The organism is Tractidigestivibacter montrealensis, assembly GCF_024741235.1.
GTDB lineage: Bacteria > Actinomycetota > Coriobacteriia > Coriobacteriales > Atopobiaceae > Tractidigestivibacter > Tractidigestivibacter montrealensis.
Genome location: NZ_JANSKA010000007.1, coordinates 23,829 through 37,480, shown reverse-complemented (window position 1 = coordinate 37,480; position 13,652 = coordinate 23,829). Strand labels below are relative to the sequence as shown.

Sequence of the window (13,652 nt, the reverse complement as noted above, 5' to 3'; positions counted from 1 at the left end):
CGCTCGGTCAAATCTGCCGGGAGGGGAAAGGCATGGCGTCTCGCACGTCTGGAAACACCTGCGGAGGCTGCATCTTCTTTGGGGAGCGCACGGGCATCGTGCGCACGCGCAACGTGTGCGAGCGCCCTGGCGAGAAGATGCGTGCGGTCGAGAAGGACAGCGCCGCTTGTGACGCCTACCAAGCCTCGCCCCGAACGTCGTTTGGCCTTGTCCGCCCGAACGCTGCCGCGCCGGCGCCGGCAACCGCGCAGGCCGCTGCCCCCGTGGCGCCCCGGCCCGTCTCCGGCAGGCAGATCCTCTGCGACACGCACTGTCACACGCTCTTCTCGCGCCACGCGTACTCGACGCTCGAGGAGGACGTGCGCGCCGCGGCCGCCCAGGGGATGGAGCTTCTCGGCGTCACGGACCATTACTCAAGGATGCTGTTTGCCCAGCAGACCGTTCAGGACTGGCAGTACTTTCTCAACCTGTGGGCGTGGCCGCGCAGGTGGCATGGGGTGCGCCTGCTTCGCGGATGCGAGGCGGACATCATCGACCTCGACGGCGACATCTTTGGGCATGACATCTTCTTCGAGAAGGGTATCAACGGCAGCGCGTACCGCCGTCCGCACAACCTCAAGAAGATGGCCTTTGAGCAGTGCGACTATGTGATTGCGAGCGTCCACAACAAGGACTTCACCGAGGGTGCCTCGCGCGAGCAGGTCACGCGCATGTACCTGCGCGTTCTTGAAGACCCCAAGGTGCTTATCCTGGGCCACATTGGCCGCACCGGCCTAGACTTTGATATAGACACGGTGCTTGGCGCCGTGAAGGAGCACAGCAAGCTCATCGAGGTCAACGAGTCGAGCCTTATTGCGCAGAAGCGCGCGGGCTCCTACAAGCGCTGCCGCCAGATTGTCGAGCGCTGCGCGGAGCTCGGCGTGAGCATCTCGTTTGGCTCGGATGCGCATGTCTCCTCGCTCGTTGGCCACCACGAGGCCGCAGACGCCCTGCTCGACGAGGTGCATTTCCCCCAGGAGCTCGTGGCCTGCCGCGACGCCGACACCTTCGCCGGCGTTGTCGAGTCCGTGATCGGCCCCATGGCAGAGTAGATAAGGCCTTCTCGACAGTGCATGCACTCTCTAAACGGGGTAGAGTTAGCCTAAACAGACTGAATGCCCCAATCGGCCGCGCGGCGCCTGCGTCCGGTGGCCATCGCAAGGAGAGACATGACACTCGACACGCTCGAGATTGGCAAGGACGCCATCGTCAGCTCGGTGGACTGCGAGGAAAAGTCCCTGCGCCAGCACATCTTTGATATGGGCCTCACGCCGGGTACCGAGGTCACCATGGTCAAGTACGCGCCCATGGGGGACCCGCTTGAGATTCGCCTGCGCGGCTACGAGCTCACCATTCGCGCGGCGGACGCAGCACAGATCTCGCTTGAGAACGTCCATGACGCGCACGAGAAGGTCCGCCTGCAGGTGGCCTCGGGCGTGACGAAGCACCCGGCCATTGGCGAGAGCAAGCTGCACCCCCGTGCGGCGGGTGGGGTGGTGCCAGCGGGCGAACCCCTCGCGTTTGCCCTCGCCGGCAACCAGAACTGCGGCAAGACCACCCTCTTCAACCAGCTCACGGGCTCAAACCAGCACGTGGGCAACTTCCCTGGCGTCACCGTGGATCGCAAGGACGGCCAGATGCGCAGCCATCCAGAGGCCACGGTCACAGACCTGCCGGGCATCTACTCGCTCTCGCCCTACACGGGCGAGGAGGTCGTGAGCCGCCAGTTCATCATCGACTCCAAGCCCGATGCGATCATCGACATTGTTGACGCTACCAACATCGAGCGCAACCTCTACCTCACCACGCAGCTCATGGAGCTGGACGTTCCCATGGTCATCGCACTCAACATGATGGACGAGGTCACTGAGAACGGCGGCTCCGTGGACGTGAACGCCCTGGAGTCCTTCCTGGGCGTGCCGGTGGTGCCCATCTCGGCCGCCAAGGACGAGGGCGTAGACGAGCTGGTGGAGCACGCCATCCACGTGGCCCGCTACCGCGAGCGCCCGGGGCGCATCGACTTCTGCCGGCCGGACGGCCCCGACGGCGGCGCCGTGCACCGCTGCATCCACGCCATTGGAGAGCTTGTCTCCGATCACGCCGAGCGCGCTGGCCTGCCCGACCGCTACGCCGCGACCAAGCTCATCGAGGGCGACGAGCTGGTGATCAAGGCGCTTGGCCTCGAGAAGAACGAGCTCGATGCCGTGGAGCACATCATCTCCCAGATGGAGGAGGAGTCCGGCTCCGACCGCCTTGCGGCTCTCGCCGACATGCGCTTCTCGTTCATCGAGGCCATCTGCGCCCGCTGCGTCAAGAAGCCGCAGGAGAGCCGCGAGCACGAGCGCTCTGCCCGCATCGACCGCGTGCTTACGGGGCGCTTCACGGCCATCCCGTGCTTCATTGGCATCATGATCGTGGTGTTCTGGCTTACGTTCGACCTCGTTGGCGGCAACCTTTCGGATCTTATGGCCACGGGGGTGAGTGCCGCCTCCGATGCCATCGACTCTGCGCTCACCGCCGCCGACGTGAACCCCGTGATTCACTCGCTGGTCATCGACGGCGTGATAACCGGCGTGGGGACGGTCATCTCCTTCTTGCCCATCATCGTGACGCTGTTCATCCTGCTGTCGATCCTCGAGGACTCCGGCTACATGGCCCGCGTTGCCTTTGTGATGGACAAGCTGCTGAGAAAGATCGGCCTTTCGGGCAGGAGCTTTGTCCCCATGCTTGTGGGCTTTGGCTGCTCGGTGCCTGCCATCATGGCCACGCGCACCCTGCCCTCCGAGCACGACCGCAAGATGACCATCATGCTCACGCCGTTCATGAGCTGCTCGGCCAAGCTGCCCGTCTACACGCTCTTGTGCGCTGCGTTATTCTCCAAGGGCGCACCGCTCGTGATGGTCTCGCTCTACGTGATTGGCATGGTCGTGGGCGTGCTGGTGGCGCTGGTCCTGAAGCATACGGCGTTCAAGGGCGAGCCAGTGCCGTTTGTGATGGAGCTCCCGAACTACCGCATGCCCAGTGCCGGCACCACGCTGCGTCTGGCTTGGGACAAGGCCAAGGACTTCCTTACCAGGGCGTTCACGATCATCTTTTTGGCAAGCGTGGCCATCTGGTTCCTACAGACCTTTGATGTGCGCCTCAACATGGTTGCCGACCAGTCGCAAAGCCTGCTGGCCATCATGGGATCGGCCATCTCGCCCATCTTCGCGCCGCTGGGGTTTGGCGACTGGCGCGCCTCCACGGCCCTGGTGACCGGGTTTGCCGCCAAGGAGTCCGTTGTGGCCACGCTCACCGTGCTTGTGGGCGATACGCCCGAGGCGCTGGCAACGCTCTTCACCCCGTTCACGGCCTTCGTGTTCCTGGTGTTCGTGCTGCTCTACACGCCGTGCGTGGCGGCTATCACCGCGGTGCGCAACGAGCTCAACGGCCGCTACGCGCTGTACGTGGTGCTGCTCCAGTGCGGCGTAGCGTGGGTGGTCGCGTTCATCGTGCACGCGATTGGGCTGCTGCTGGGTCTGGCGTAGGGGGCTGGGCCTGGCGCGACATCGCCAGATCCTGCCCTACAGCTCCAGCTCGAGCTCGATGGGGCAGTGGTCCGAGCCGTACACGTTGTCGAGGATGGCCGTGCCGGTCACCTTGGGCATAAGCTGCGGAGAAACCAGGAAGTAGTCGATGCGCCAGCCAATGCCCCGCTCGCGGGCGCGCATGCGATAGCTCCACCAGCTGTATGCGCCGGCGAGGTCGGGGTGGCGCTCGCGGAACGTGTCGACGAGCCCGCTCTCCAGTAGCTTGGTGAAGCTCTCGCGCTCGGCGTCCGAGAAGCCCGCGTTCTCGTGGTTGTCGTCCGGGCGGGCAAGGTCGATCTCCTCGTGCGCCACGTTAAAGTCGCCGCAGGTCACAACCGGCTTGTCGCGGGCAAGCTCGGCCAGGAAGTCGCGGTAGCGCGCGTCCCACTCCATGCGCTCGTCCAGGCGCGCAAGGCCGTTCTTGGAGTTGGGGGTGTACACGTCGACAAACCACAGATTGGGGAACTCGAGCGCGCACACGCGACCCTCGTCGTCCGCCACGGGCGAGCCGATCTTGCGCACCACCTGCAGCGGCTCCTCTCGCGTGAAGACGGCCGTTCCCGAGTAGCCCTTGCGCTCGGCGTAGCTCCAGTACTGGTGGTAGCCGGGGAGGTCAAGCTCGACCTGGCCTTCATGAAGCTTGGTCTCCTGGACGGCAAAGACGTCTGCACCAAGCGTGTCAAAGATCTGGGTGAAGCTGGGCTCCTTCTTGAGCACGGCGCGCAGGCCGTTGACGTTCCATGATACAAAGCGCAGGCTGCGAGTGGTGTCTGCCATGATGTGTCCTCTTTTTCAATGCGCGTGGCGCGTGACCGCGCGGGGCTGTCTGTTAGCGTAAATGCTTCTCAGAGCGTAGCACATATGGGCAGTGCGGCTGGTGCAGCGCAACGTGATACACTGCCTGATAAGTGCAAGGCAGGGAGGTGGCGCATGCCAAATATCGCAGCATTCACGCAGGCTGACACCTACATGGGTGGACCATTGAGAGATGCGGACGCAAGCGAGAACCTCCTCGACCAAGGAAAGAGTCTCTTCTCGGCTGCCTGTGCTCGTCTGGGACTGGATACCAGCGCTGCCAAAGCGGATGACGCCACTTGCAGTTCGGATGCGGAGCTGCTCGAGAAGGAGCTGCTCGCGCTCGTCGGCGCGGAGGACGCCTAGCGTCGATCCCGCCCTGCTACCCGCGGAGCCACTCCATCATGCGCGGGAAGTCCCTCTCGGCCTGCTCGTGTCCCATGGCGTAGGACTCCTCGAGCTTGGGCTTGTCGATGGTGGTGGAGCGCACGGGCATCACGTCCGGCCTGAAGACCCATGCACGCCCCTCGCGCTCGAGGCGCTCCAGGTGATCCATCGCGTCGTTGTATCGCTGCCAGCGCGTGGCAAGCGCAGCCTCAACGGCCTCGTTGCCGTGCGAGATTACGTGGTAGACCCTCAGTTCGCGGTTTGTGGGCGCCACCTTGCGGTAGCCTGCCGGCCGTGTGCACACCATGACCAGGCGCTCGAAGCCCGCGTCCTCTGCCATGTGCGTGGGGAGCCCCGCGCCCTCGCCCAGGCCGCCGTCGTACATCACGTGGCCGTCGACCTCGATGGGCTTCATGACGCCGGGGAGGGTCGAGCTGGCGCGCACGTGCTCCATCATGGGGATGGCCGCGCCCATGACAGACCTGTCCCAAACCACGGACTTGCCTGTGCCTGCCTCGAAGCTCTGGATGGCCAGTCGCGCGGGGTTGGCCGCAAAGGTCCCAAAGTCAAAGGGCATGTAGCCCTCGAGCGCCGCGCCCACGTAGTCATAGTCCGCGTTGAAGTAACCGTGCCCCATGAGCATCGAGCGCACGCCGCCCGCCTTGGGTCGCTGGTCGGCCAGGGCGATAAACGCGTCGCGCACACGTGCCTGATCGCGGCTCAGGTAGTCCACCGTGTGGCTGGCGCCCGCCGAGATCCCGCACACAAAATCAAAGTACACGCCATTCTCGAGCAGGACGTTGGCAAATCCCGCGGTGTAGCTGGCGCGGTAGCCGCCTCCCTCAAAACACAGCGCGCAATCAAAGACGTTGCTCTCAAGCTCCACCAGGGCCTCCCGTAAGACGTTTTATCGTCTGGATTATAGGGGAGGCCAAAGGCAGTCGGGCGAGAAGCCCGTAGTCACGGGCGAGAAGACCCTCGCCCAGGCCGGAAAGCACGGCCCCGCGCCCTACTCGCCAAACAGGAACTCGCGCCAGCGCGGCAGTTCGGCAATGCCCTGCTCGTGCCCAAGCAGGTAGGCGTGCTCAAGCTCCTTGACGTCGCGCGTGGTGCGCGAGACAGGCATCTCGCGCGGCCTCACCACCAGCGCGCGGCCGGACTTCTCCAGCTCCTCCAGGTGCGCAAGCTCCTCGTTGTAGCGCTCGGGCCGCGTGAGCATGGCGTTTCTCGCGTAGGGATGATTCTTCATCACGCGGATGATGCCGCGCCGCTTGACGGCCGAGAGCTCGCCCTTACGGTACCCCGCGGGGCGAGACGTGATGACAAAGAGCTTCTCGAAGCCATCGTCCTCGGCGATGTGGTTGGGAAGGCCGGCACCTGCGCCCAGCGACCCGTCGAGCATGACCTGGCCGTCTATCTCGATGGGCTTCATGATGCCCGGCATGGTGGAGCTTGCCCGCACGCACGCCATGAGGTCCTCGAGCGTATGCATGTGGTCGCGTCCCCACACAACGGTGCGCCCGGTGTCGCGCTGGAACGCCTGGATGCGCACGCGTGCCGGGTTGGCCTGGAAGGTCTCCCAGTCGAAGGGCATCGAGCCATCCTCGATGCATCTCAGGTAGTCGTAGTCGGCGTTGAAGAAGCCATGCTTGTGGAGGAACGACTTAACACCGCCCATCTGGGGGTTGGCCGCAAAGTCCACGAACGAGCGCTTGGTGCGCGCCATGTCGCGCGAGACGTAGTTGGTGGCGACGGTCGCACCTGCGGAGATGCCGCAGACGTAGTCAATGAAGATGCCCTGCTCGAGAAGGACGTTCACCAGGCCCGAGACGTAGCTTGCGCGCATGGCACCGCCCTCGATAACCAGGGCGACGTCGTGGACGTTGTTCTCGAGTGGCGCAAGCGGGGCAGCGGGCTCCGGCGTCGTCTCCTTTACCTCTACGGTGGCGCTCTCGGGCTGGGTGGCCTGGGGCTTCTCGGCCGCGCGCTCGGCAGTGTCATCCTTGCGTTGTGGCTGGTCGGTCATGGAAACCACTCCTCTCGGTGCTAGCATCGGAACTATTCTTCTACCCATTCGTCGAGGGGGTACGCATGGCTGGTGCGAGGGTGGTCTCGGACGCGTCAGAGGCGGCGCAGGAGCTTGCCGAGAGAATCGGACGTGCCAAGAGCGTCGTGTTCTTTGGCGGCGCGGGGGTCTCGACGGCTAGCGGCATCCCAGATTTCCGGAGCGAGGACGGCCTCTATCATCAGAAGTTCAAGTACCCGCCTGAGGAGATGCTGAGCCACGAGTTCTACCTCACCCACACCGAGGAGTTCTTCGACTTCTACCGCACGCGGATGATCGCCCTGGGGGCAAAGCCCAACCAGGCGCACTACAAGCTGGCCGAGCTGGAGCGCGAGGGCAAGCTCACCGCCGTGGTCACGCAGAACATCGACGGCCTGCACCAGGCGGCGGGCTCCAAGCGCGTCTACGAGCTGCACGGCTCGGTGCACCGCAACGTGTGCCAGCGCTGCGGGCACGTGTACTCGGCCGAGTGGATCATGGGCACCACAGGTGTGCCGCATTGCGAGGAGTGCGGCGGCCGCATCAAGCCGGACGTCGTTCTTTATGGAGAGTCCCTGGACGAGAAGACCCTCGTGGGCGCCGCCGAGGCAATCCAGTCCTGCGACATGCTCATCGTGGGCGGCACCTCGCTCGTGGTGTATCCCGCGGCAGGCCTCGTGCAGTACTTCCAGGGCGACGACCTCGTAATTGTGAACAAGCAGCCAACCCCGCAGGATGGCGCTGCTAGTCTGGTGTGCGCCTGCGACATTGCCAAGGCGTTCGACTTCTAGGGCGCCCGGTGCGCTCTGGTGCCAGTTGCGCTCCGTCACACGGCCGCGCTGCCGCTGGTGGGGTTATTTCCCTCTCGGCCCGGCCGTCCGCAAGGGGCCAAAGCCACACGCTACAATATCCTGAATGCGGGGCGGCGCGTGCCGCCCCCGTCGCGCTCTCGCGCGGCGCCGTCAACGGGAGGTCGATGCCTGTGCTCCGAGAGAACTACGCAACTTGGCTCGTCGGCTCGCACGAGCTCTCGCTCGCGCGCCCGCGCATCATGGGCATTCTCGACGTGACCCCAGAGGCCTTTCCGGACGGCAAGGGCGGCATCGACACCAGGGCAGCCGCCGAGCGCGGACTCGAGATGCTCGACGAGGGCGCAGACATCATCGATGTGGGCGCCGCGCCCGTTGCCCCTGGCCAGGAGCCGCTTGCCTCCAACGAGGAGGCCGAGCGCGTGGTGCCCGTGATTCGCGCGCTGGTCGCCGAGGGCGCGATTGTCTCGGTGAACACAAGCCATCCGGACGTTGCCAAGATGTGCGTGCGCCTTGGGGCCTCGATCGTGAATGACGCAACCGGCTTCACCAATCCGGACATGGTGCAGGTTGCCGCCGAGACCGACTGCGGCTGCGTGGTCATGCACTGGGAGCATGCGGGGCTTGGCTCGCATACGCCGCGCCGCGAGGTTCTTCTCGACGACTCGCGCCCCACGCGTTCGGCCGCGCCTCGCCCCATGACCTCGCAGCACCGCTTCACGCTGCCGGACGAGGCCCCCATCATGCGCCAGGTGATGGGCTTTCTCGGCGACCAGGCGCGCACCCTCATGCGCGCGGGCGTCACACACGACCGCATCTGCCTTGACCCGGGCGCGGGCTTTGACAAGTTTGCCGATGAGGACGTGGTGATCCAGCGTGCTACGCGCTCTATGGCATCGATGGGCTACCCGCTGCTTGCGGCCGTCTCGCGCAGGAGCTTCGTGGGCGCCATTGCCGGCGCCGCGCAGCCGGGCCAGATGGACCCCGCCACGTACGGCATCTGCATCTCCTCCATCCAGAACGGTGCGCGCATCCTACGCGTTCATGACGTTGCCGGCACGGCGCAGGCAGTGAACGCGTTCTGGGCCGTCTCGCACAAGGACTCCCGTCAGGGCTTTGTGGCGCTTGGGTCAAACGTGGGCGACCGTCTCGCCAACATCACCCGTGCAGTGCAGATGATCGACGACATCCCGCTTACCTGCGTGGTCTCGGTGAGCCATGCGTACGAGACGGAGCCTGCCTACGGCATAAAGACGCCGGTTGCGGACGCCGTGGCCGAGATTCGCACCGAGCTGCACCCCCTGGTGCTCATGGGACAGCTGCTTGCCGTGGAGGACGCCCTGGGCCGCGAGCGCAACCCGGAGGAGGCTGGCCACGGCCCGCGCACCATCGACTGTGACCTAGTGTGGGTCGAGGGCGAGACCCACGCGGGCAAGCGCCTCACGCTGCCGCACCCGGGCCTTGGCGAGCGCGACTTTGTGCTGGTGCCCATGGAGGACCTCATGCACGACCCCGTGCGCTTCCTGCGCCACTCCGGCGTCAATGTGGTTGATCCGGACGACCGCGTTGGCCACGTGATGGATGACCTTGGGGAGATCGTATGGGAGTAGCTGCCGAGCGGGCCATGGAGCGTGCGCGCGAGGGTGCGCCGCACGGCGAGCTCTTCTCGCATCGCGAGGAGGGGGAGCTTGAGCTTGCCTGCGTGCTGCGGCCTCAGGTGGGCATGGGGAGCCTCTCTGGCGTGCCCTACGTTGCGGCGCTTGGCGCCTGCGAGGGGCTTGAGCAGCTGGGCGTTGCCGGCGTGGGCGTTGGCTGGCCGGCGGACGTGGTGCGCGAGGACGGTGCGGGCCTGGTTGCGCGCGTGCGAACCAGCGCTGGGTACGCCGAGGGCATGTTCGTGGTGTGCTCGCTCTCGTTCGACGTCGTGGGCGGCGCGCACGCGGACTCGCTACCTGCAGACGAGCAGGTCGCAGTCGCCGTATGCGGTGCCATTCTCGCCCGCGTGGACGCGTGGTCGGGTGCCGTGGGTGCCGGCCGTGCCGTGGCGGGTCCGCTTGCGCCGGTCCTCTCGGACTACTTCGATCGTGTGGCGCTCATGGGCAAGCCCGTCGAGCTGGTGTATCCCAACGGTCGCGTGGCCATGCGGGGCACCCTTGCGGGCGTCGACGTGTGGGGGCGCGCCACGGTGAGAAACGAGCTTGGTGGCGAGGTCGAGGTCTCGCCCGAGCAGGCGTCCATCCGCGCGGTGAAGTAGGGGCGGGCCTCTCGCAGGCGCTAGGGCCCGCCTTGGCGTGGGCTTCTCGTTATCGCTGCCCCTGCTGGTGCAGCCAGATCTCGCGGATGCCTCGCAACGTGAGGTCGGGGTCCACGGCGGAGAAAAGATCCGTTGCTGCGCTCACGGTACGCGCGAGGCCACCGGTTCCCACCACGGGTGCGTTAGGTATGCCCAGCTCACGCTTGATGCGGGCGACAAGGCCCTCTGCCTGCGCTGCCGCGCCAATGACGATGCCGGACTGCACGGCGGTCTCGGTCGTCCCACCCAGCGCATGGGCCGGGGCTTGGATTGGCACGCTTGAGAGCTTCGCCGCGCGCGAGAAGAGCGCCGCCGCCGAGAGCATGAGGCCGGGGGAAATGGCGCCGCCGCGATAGGCGCCCGTGGCGTCAACGACGTCGATGTTGGTTGCCGTACCAAAGTCCACCACGATGACGGGCGCACCGTAGGTGAGGCGCGCGGCCACGGCGTTGGCGATGCGGTCGGCGCCCACCTGGGTGGGGTCGGGCATGTCGATGCGCATGCCGGAGTCCGTCTGCGGGGTCACGACCAGCGGCTCTGCGCCCGTGCGGTCGAGCAGGCACTTGTACCAGGCGCGCGTGAGCACGGGCACCACGCACGCGATGCCCGCGGCCGTGACGCGCGCCTGGTCAAGGCCGTCCTTGTTGAAGTAGCCGTGCAGGCGGGCGTCGATCATGTCGGAAGTGTCCGTGTGGCTCGTCGCCATGCGCCAGCCGTGGGCCACGTTGCCGTCCTCGTCAAAGAGGCCGAGCGTGGTCTGGGTGTTGCCAACGTCAATCGCGAGAAACATGGGCGTCCTTCCCTGGTGAGAGTGACTGGCGCGGCGGTGTGCACTTCTCGGCGTGCGATGCGCTTGCGCTCGAAAGCCATTAGAACACACGGAGCCCCGGTCTGCACGTCGAGCCTCAGTCTGCTTGCGGCCCGCACCGTCGGCTCCCGAAAAGCTATCCGGCTGGCCTCTCGATAACCCAAGCGGCAGCCCCCTTGAAAAGTGAACACGATTTCAATGGGTGACGGACGGCATTTGGGCAAATGCCGTCGCGACAGCAGTGTGAATTGAAATCGTGTTCACTTTTGGGGCAGCGATGGAGGGATGGGGTTTGATGGGCTGTGGGACTGGACGGTTGTCTCTCTCCGGGTACATCCACCGCGCCGCGCATCCTTCTATCTCGCGAAGAATATCGCCATTTCTTAAAACTAATGCCGGTGAACTGGGAAAACGTCAGCCCAAAATAAGAAATAGCGATAATGTTCGCGCTAGAGTGGCGCGAGGTGCAACGACGAGGGGCGAGAAGGACGAGAAGCCCGGTCCGTTGCTACTCCGTCCCCCTCCGTGTCCTATCGTGGCCAGCGATTCTCCACACACCATCGACACTCGATTTGCTATACTCCGAGAGCTTGACCGTCTTGGACGGAGCAATCCGCGCCAAGACATCACCACCCCTGTCCTGGTCGGAAACCAGGACCGACAAAAGGAGTCCTGCAATGAAGCAAGGAATTCATCCTAACTACGTGGAGTGCACCGTCCGCTGCACCTGCGGGAACACGTTCAAGACGCGTTCCACTAAGCCCGAGCTTGTCATCGACCTCTGCGACAAGTGCCACCCGTTCTACACCGGCCAGCAGAAGCTCGTCGACACCGGCGGCCGCGTCCAGCGCTTCGCCAACAAGTTCGGCGGCGCCGCGCAGGCCAGGCTCGATGCCGAGAAGGCCGCCAAGGCCGCCAAGGCCGCCAAGGCCGCGGAGCTCGAGGCTGCTCGCAAGGCCGCCAAGGAGGCCAAGGCTGCCGAGAAGGCCAAGCGTGCCGCTGAGTACGCCAAGAAGGCCGAGGCAGAGGCTGCCAAGGCTGCCGCGAAGGCCGCCGAGGCTCCCGCAGAGCCCGAGGCCGCTTCCGAGGCTCCCGCAGCCGAGTAGCACTCGCTTACAGAGCAGCACGAGAACGGGGAGGTCGACTTCGGTCGGCCTCCCCGTTGCGTTGCCGTTGCCAGTGCGGGCGCGCTACACGAGCTTGAGCCCGGAGCCGCCGTTTGCGCCGCTGCCAGTAGAGCTGTCCTTCTCGGCCGCGCTGGCCGCCTTGCGCGCCAGCTCCTCTCGGTGCTGCATGACCGCTGCCATTTCACCCAGTCGCTTCTTGGCCTCGGCCTCGGACTCCTGCACGTAGGTGCAGTTGCACTCGGACACCACGGCTTCGAGGGCCTTGGTGCGTCGGGCGGCGTCGAGAAGCTGGTCCATCTGGCCCGCCGCCTTCGCGCGCGCGATGAGCGCCTGCGCGTCGGTGGGGGAGAGCTGCAGCAGGTGCGGAAGCTCGGTCTCGTCGACCTTGATCTTCTTCTCGCTTGCATAGGCGTCGAGCGCCGCCTCGTGCTCGGCCTCCTTCACGGCCTCGCACTGGAGCATCGAATCCAGCTGGTCGGGTCGCATGCCCATCTGCGCGAGAACCGCCTCTACCGGCTGGCCGGTCGTGGCGATTTGCTGCGCAATGTCCTGGAACAGCGCATCTTTCACCTGCGACACCTGTGCGGCCGGCACCGACTGGCACAGGCGCTCGGCGAGCGCGTCGAGACACGCGTTGGCCTTCTGCTCCTCGGCGGAGTCCTCGCTCAGCGAGCTGAGATATGCGCGGGTCTGCTCGCGCAGGCGCTGCTCGTTCTCGATGCCGTCAAAGTGGCTTGCGACCCACGCCGGGTCTGCGAGGTCCTTCTCGGTGCCGCCCGCCTCGCGTACCAGCGTCTGGATAGCAAGCTCGACCTCCTCGTCTGTGGTGCGCACAACGTGCACCTCCACGTCTACCGGCCCGTACGAGGTAAGGGTGTAGAACGCCTTGTTCCCGATTACAAGCGGCTCGGGCTTCTGGATGGCCATGAATCCTCCTGACTGCGCGACTGGCTCATGCGCGCGGCTGACTTCTGGCCAGTATGCCCAACTTTCTAGCGTCTCTGCGCGAGAGCGGAGAGCGTCCTCCGGTACCAATTCCCCAGTTGGCACAATCGGCTCATTCGTCTCAGCTAAAGCTCACGTTTTAGCGGAGTACGACTGGGTATAATCGTATTACAAGGAAATACGATTGGAGGAGAACGAAAATGGCAATGGAGGCAACAACCATCCGTTTCGAGCCGGAGGAGAAGTCTTGGATTCAGGCATACGCCGACTTTGTTGGCAGGACGTTCTCCGATGTGGTGCGCGAGGCGGCGCTTGAGATGGTCGAGGACGCTGCTGACCGCCAGGCATACGAGGACGCTCTGGCCGCGGACGATGGCATGCGCTACTCGATGGATGAAGTCAAGCGCATGGCCATGGAAGCCGAATGAGCTACGAGGTCGAGTGGTCTCGCGCCGCGACAAAAGAGCTGCTTTCCATCGAGAAAAAACAACGGTTAATGATTCTCAAATGGGTCGATGACAATCTCACAAGTTGTGAGAATCCCAAAGCAATTCCTGGTTCCAAGGCGCTCAAGGGAACGAAGAATGGCTGGAGATACAGGGTTGGTAGCTACAGGATTCTTGCGACAATCAACGAAGGAAAGCTGCTTATTGAGGTTGTTCGGGTGGGACATAGGCAGGGTGTATACAAGAATCTGCCTAAGGAAATATGACAAGCCGGGGCCGCGTCTGGTTGAGTATGGCCTCCGGCTCGTTTGGGTAATAGCGTGCCAACCATTTACTAGGCACTAGGGCTTCTCGGTGGAAGGCCGATTGGTGCGAAGCTTGACTTTTGTA

The 13,652-nt window shown here is 64.8% G+C and carries 14 protein-coding genes; 9 read left to right on the top strand and 5 right to left on the bottom strand.

Annotated features, from left to right (window positions below; all coding sequences use genetic code 11):
- Positions 1 to 32 precede the first annotated feature (32 nt).
- Positions 33 to 1,091, top strand: a complete 1,059-nt coding sequence (locus tag NVS32_RS09675; RefSeq protein WP_258499631.1) for a phosphatase — start codon at positions 33 to 35, stop codon at positions 1,089 to 1,091.
- A 117-nt stretch (positions 1,092 to 1,208) separates the two neighbouring features.
- On the top strand, positions 1,209 to 3,566 hold the full coding sequence (gene feoB / locus NVS32_RS09670) for a ferrous iron transport protein B (RefSeq protein ID WP_258499630.1): 2,358 nt from the start codon (positions 1,209 to 1,211) through the stop codon (positions 3,564 to 3,566).
- Positions 3,567 to 3,602: 36 nt separating this feature from the next.
- Here the strand turns inward: feoB and NVS32_RS09665 are convergent, their stop codons facing one another.
- Positions 3,603 to 4,385: an exodeoxyribonuclease III gene (locus NVS32_RS09665; protein ID WP_258499629.1), complete on the bottom strand. Its 783-nt coding sequence runs from the start codon at positions 4,383 to 4,385 to the stop codon at positions 3,603 to 3,605.
- 153 nt (positions 4,386 to 4,538) lie between these two features.
- Here NVS32_RS09665 and NVS32_RS09660 point away from each other — a divergent pair, with 153 nt between their 5' ends.
- Entirely contained in the window at positions 4,539 to 4,769 is a 231-nt protein-coding gene (locus tag NVS32_RS09660; protein ID WP_258499628.1) for a hypothetical protein, read from the top strand.
- A 16-nt stretch (positions 4,770 to 4,785) separates the two neighbouring features.
- On the opposite strand, the gene NVS32_RS09655 is transcribed toward NVS32_RS09660, so the two are convergent.
- Both NVS32_RS09655 and NVS32_RS09650 read right to left on the bottom strand, forming a co-directional pair.
- Positions 4,786 to 5,676, bottom strand: coding sequence for a patatin-like phospholipase family protein (locus NVS32_RS09655; RefSeq protein ID WP_258499627.1), 891 nt, complete (start codon positions 5,674 to 5,676; stop codon positions 4,786 to 4,788).
- A 123-nt stretch (positions 5,677 to 5,799) separates the two neighbouring features.
- Positions 5,800 to 6,816 (bottom strand): patatin-like phospholipase family protein, encoded by a 1,017-nt coding sequence (locus tag NVS32_RS09650; protein WP_258499626.1) that lies wholly within the window; start codon positions 6,814 to 6,816, stop codon positions 5,800 to 5,802.
- 65 nt (positions 6,817 to 6,881) lie between these two features.
- Here NVS32_RS09650 and NVS32_RS09645 point away from each other — a divergent pair, with 65 nt between their 5' ends.
- From NVS32_RS09645 to NVS32_RS09635, 3 genes are all read left to right on the top strand, one after another.
- On the top strand, positions 6,882 to 7,625 hold the full coding sequence (locus tag NVS32_RS09645) for an NAD-dependent protein deacylase (RefSeq protein WP_258499625.1): 744 nt from the start codon (positions 6,882 to 6,884) through the stop codon (positions 7,623 to 7,625).
- A gap of 191 nt (positions 7,626 to 7,816) precedes the next feature.
- Positions 7,817 to 9,253 (top strand): 2-amino-4-hydroxy-6-hydroxymethyldihydropteridine diphosphokinase, encoded by a 1,437-nt coding sequence (gene folK, locus NVS32_RS09640; protein WP_258499677.1) that lies wholly within the window; start codon positions 7,817 to 7,819, stop codon positions 9,251 to 9,253.
- Entirely contained in the window at positions 9,244 to 9,897 is a 654-nt protein-coding gene (locus NVS32_RS09635; protein WP_258499624.1) for a hypothetical protein, read from the top strand. Before folK ends, NVS32_RS09635 begins: the two co-directional genes overlap by 10 nt.
- A gap of 49 nt (positions 9,898 to 9,946) precedes the next feature.
- Here the strand turns inward: NVS32_RS09635 and NVS32_RS09630 are convergent, their stop codons facing one another.
- Positions 9,947 to 10,726, bottom strand: a complete 780-nt coding sequence (locus NVS32_RS09630) for a type III pantothenate kinase (RefSeq protein ID WP_258499623.1) — start codon at positions 10,724 to 10,726, stop codon at positions 9,947 to 9,949.
- A 695-nt stretch (positions 10,727 to 11,421) separates the two neighbouring features.
- Between NVS32_RS09630 and rpmE the strand changes: the two genes are divergently transcribed.
- A complete protein-coding gene (rpmE, locus tag NVS32_RS09625) occupies positions 11,422 to 11,850 on the top strand; it encodes a 50S ribosomal protein L31 (RefSeq protein WP_258499622.1) in 429 nt (142 codons plus the stop codon).
- A gap of 84 nt (positions 11,851 to 11,934) precedes the next feature.
- Here the strand turns inward: rpmE and NVS32_RS09620 are convergent, their stop codons facing one another.
- On the bottom strand, positions 11,935 to 12,798 hold the full coding sequence (locus NVS32_RS09620; RefSeq protein ID WP_258499621.1) for a trigger factor: 864 nt from the start codon (positions 12,796 to 12,798) through the stop codon (positions 11,935 to 11,937).
- A 218-nt stretch (positions 12,799 to 13,016) separates the two neighbouring features.
- Here NVS32_RS09620 and relB point away from each other — a divergent pair, with 218 nt between their 5' ends.
- Positions 13,017 to 13,244, top strand: coding sequence for a type II toxin-antitoxin system RelB family antitoxin (relB, locus tag NVS32_RS09615; protein ID WP_059052429.1), 228 nt, complete (start codon positions 13,017 to 13,019; stop codon positions 13,242 to 13,244).
- Positions 13,241 to 13,528: a type II toxin-antitoxin system RelE family toxin gene (locus NVS32_RS09610; RefSeq protein WP_117652033.1), complete on the top strand. Its 288-nt coding sequence runs from the start codon at positions 13,241 to 13,243 to the stop codon at positions 13,526 to 13,528. Before relB ends, NVS32_RS09610 begins: the two co-directional genes overlap by 4 nt.
- The last annotated feature ends 124 nt before the right edge of the window (positions 13,529 to 13,652 follow it).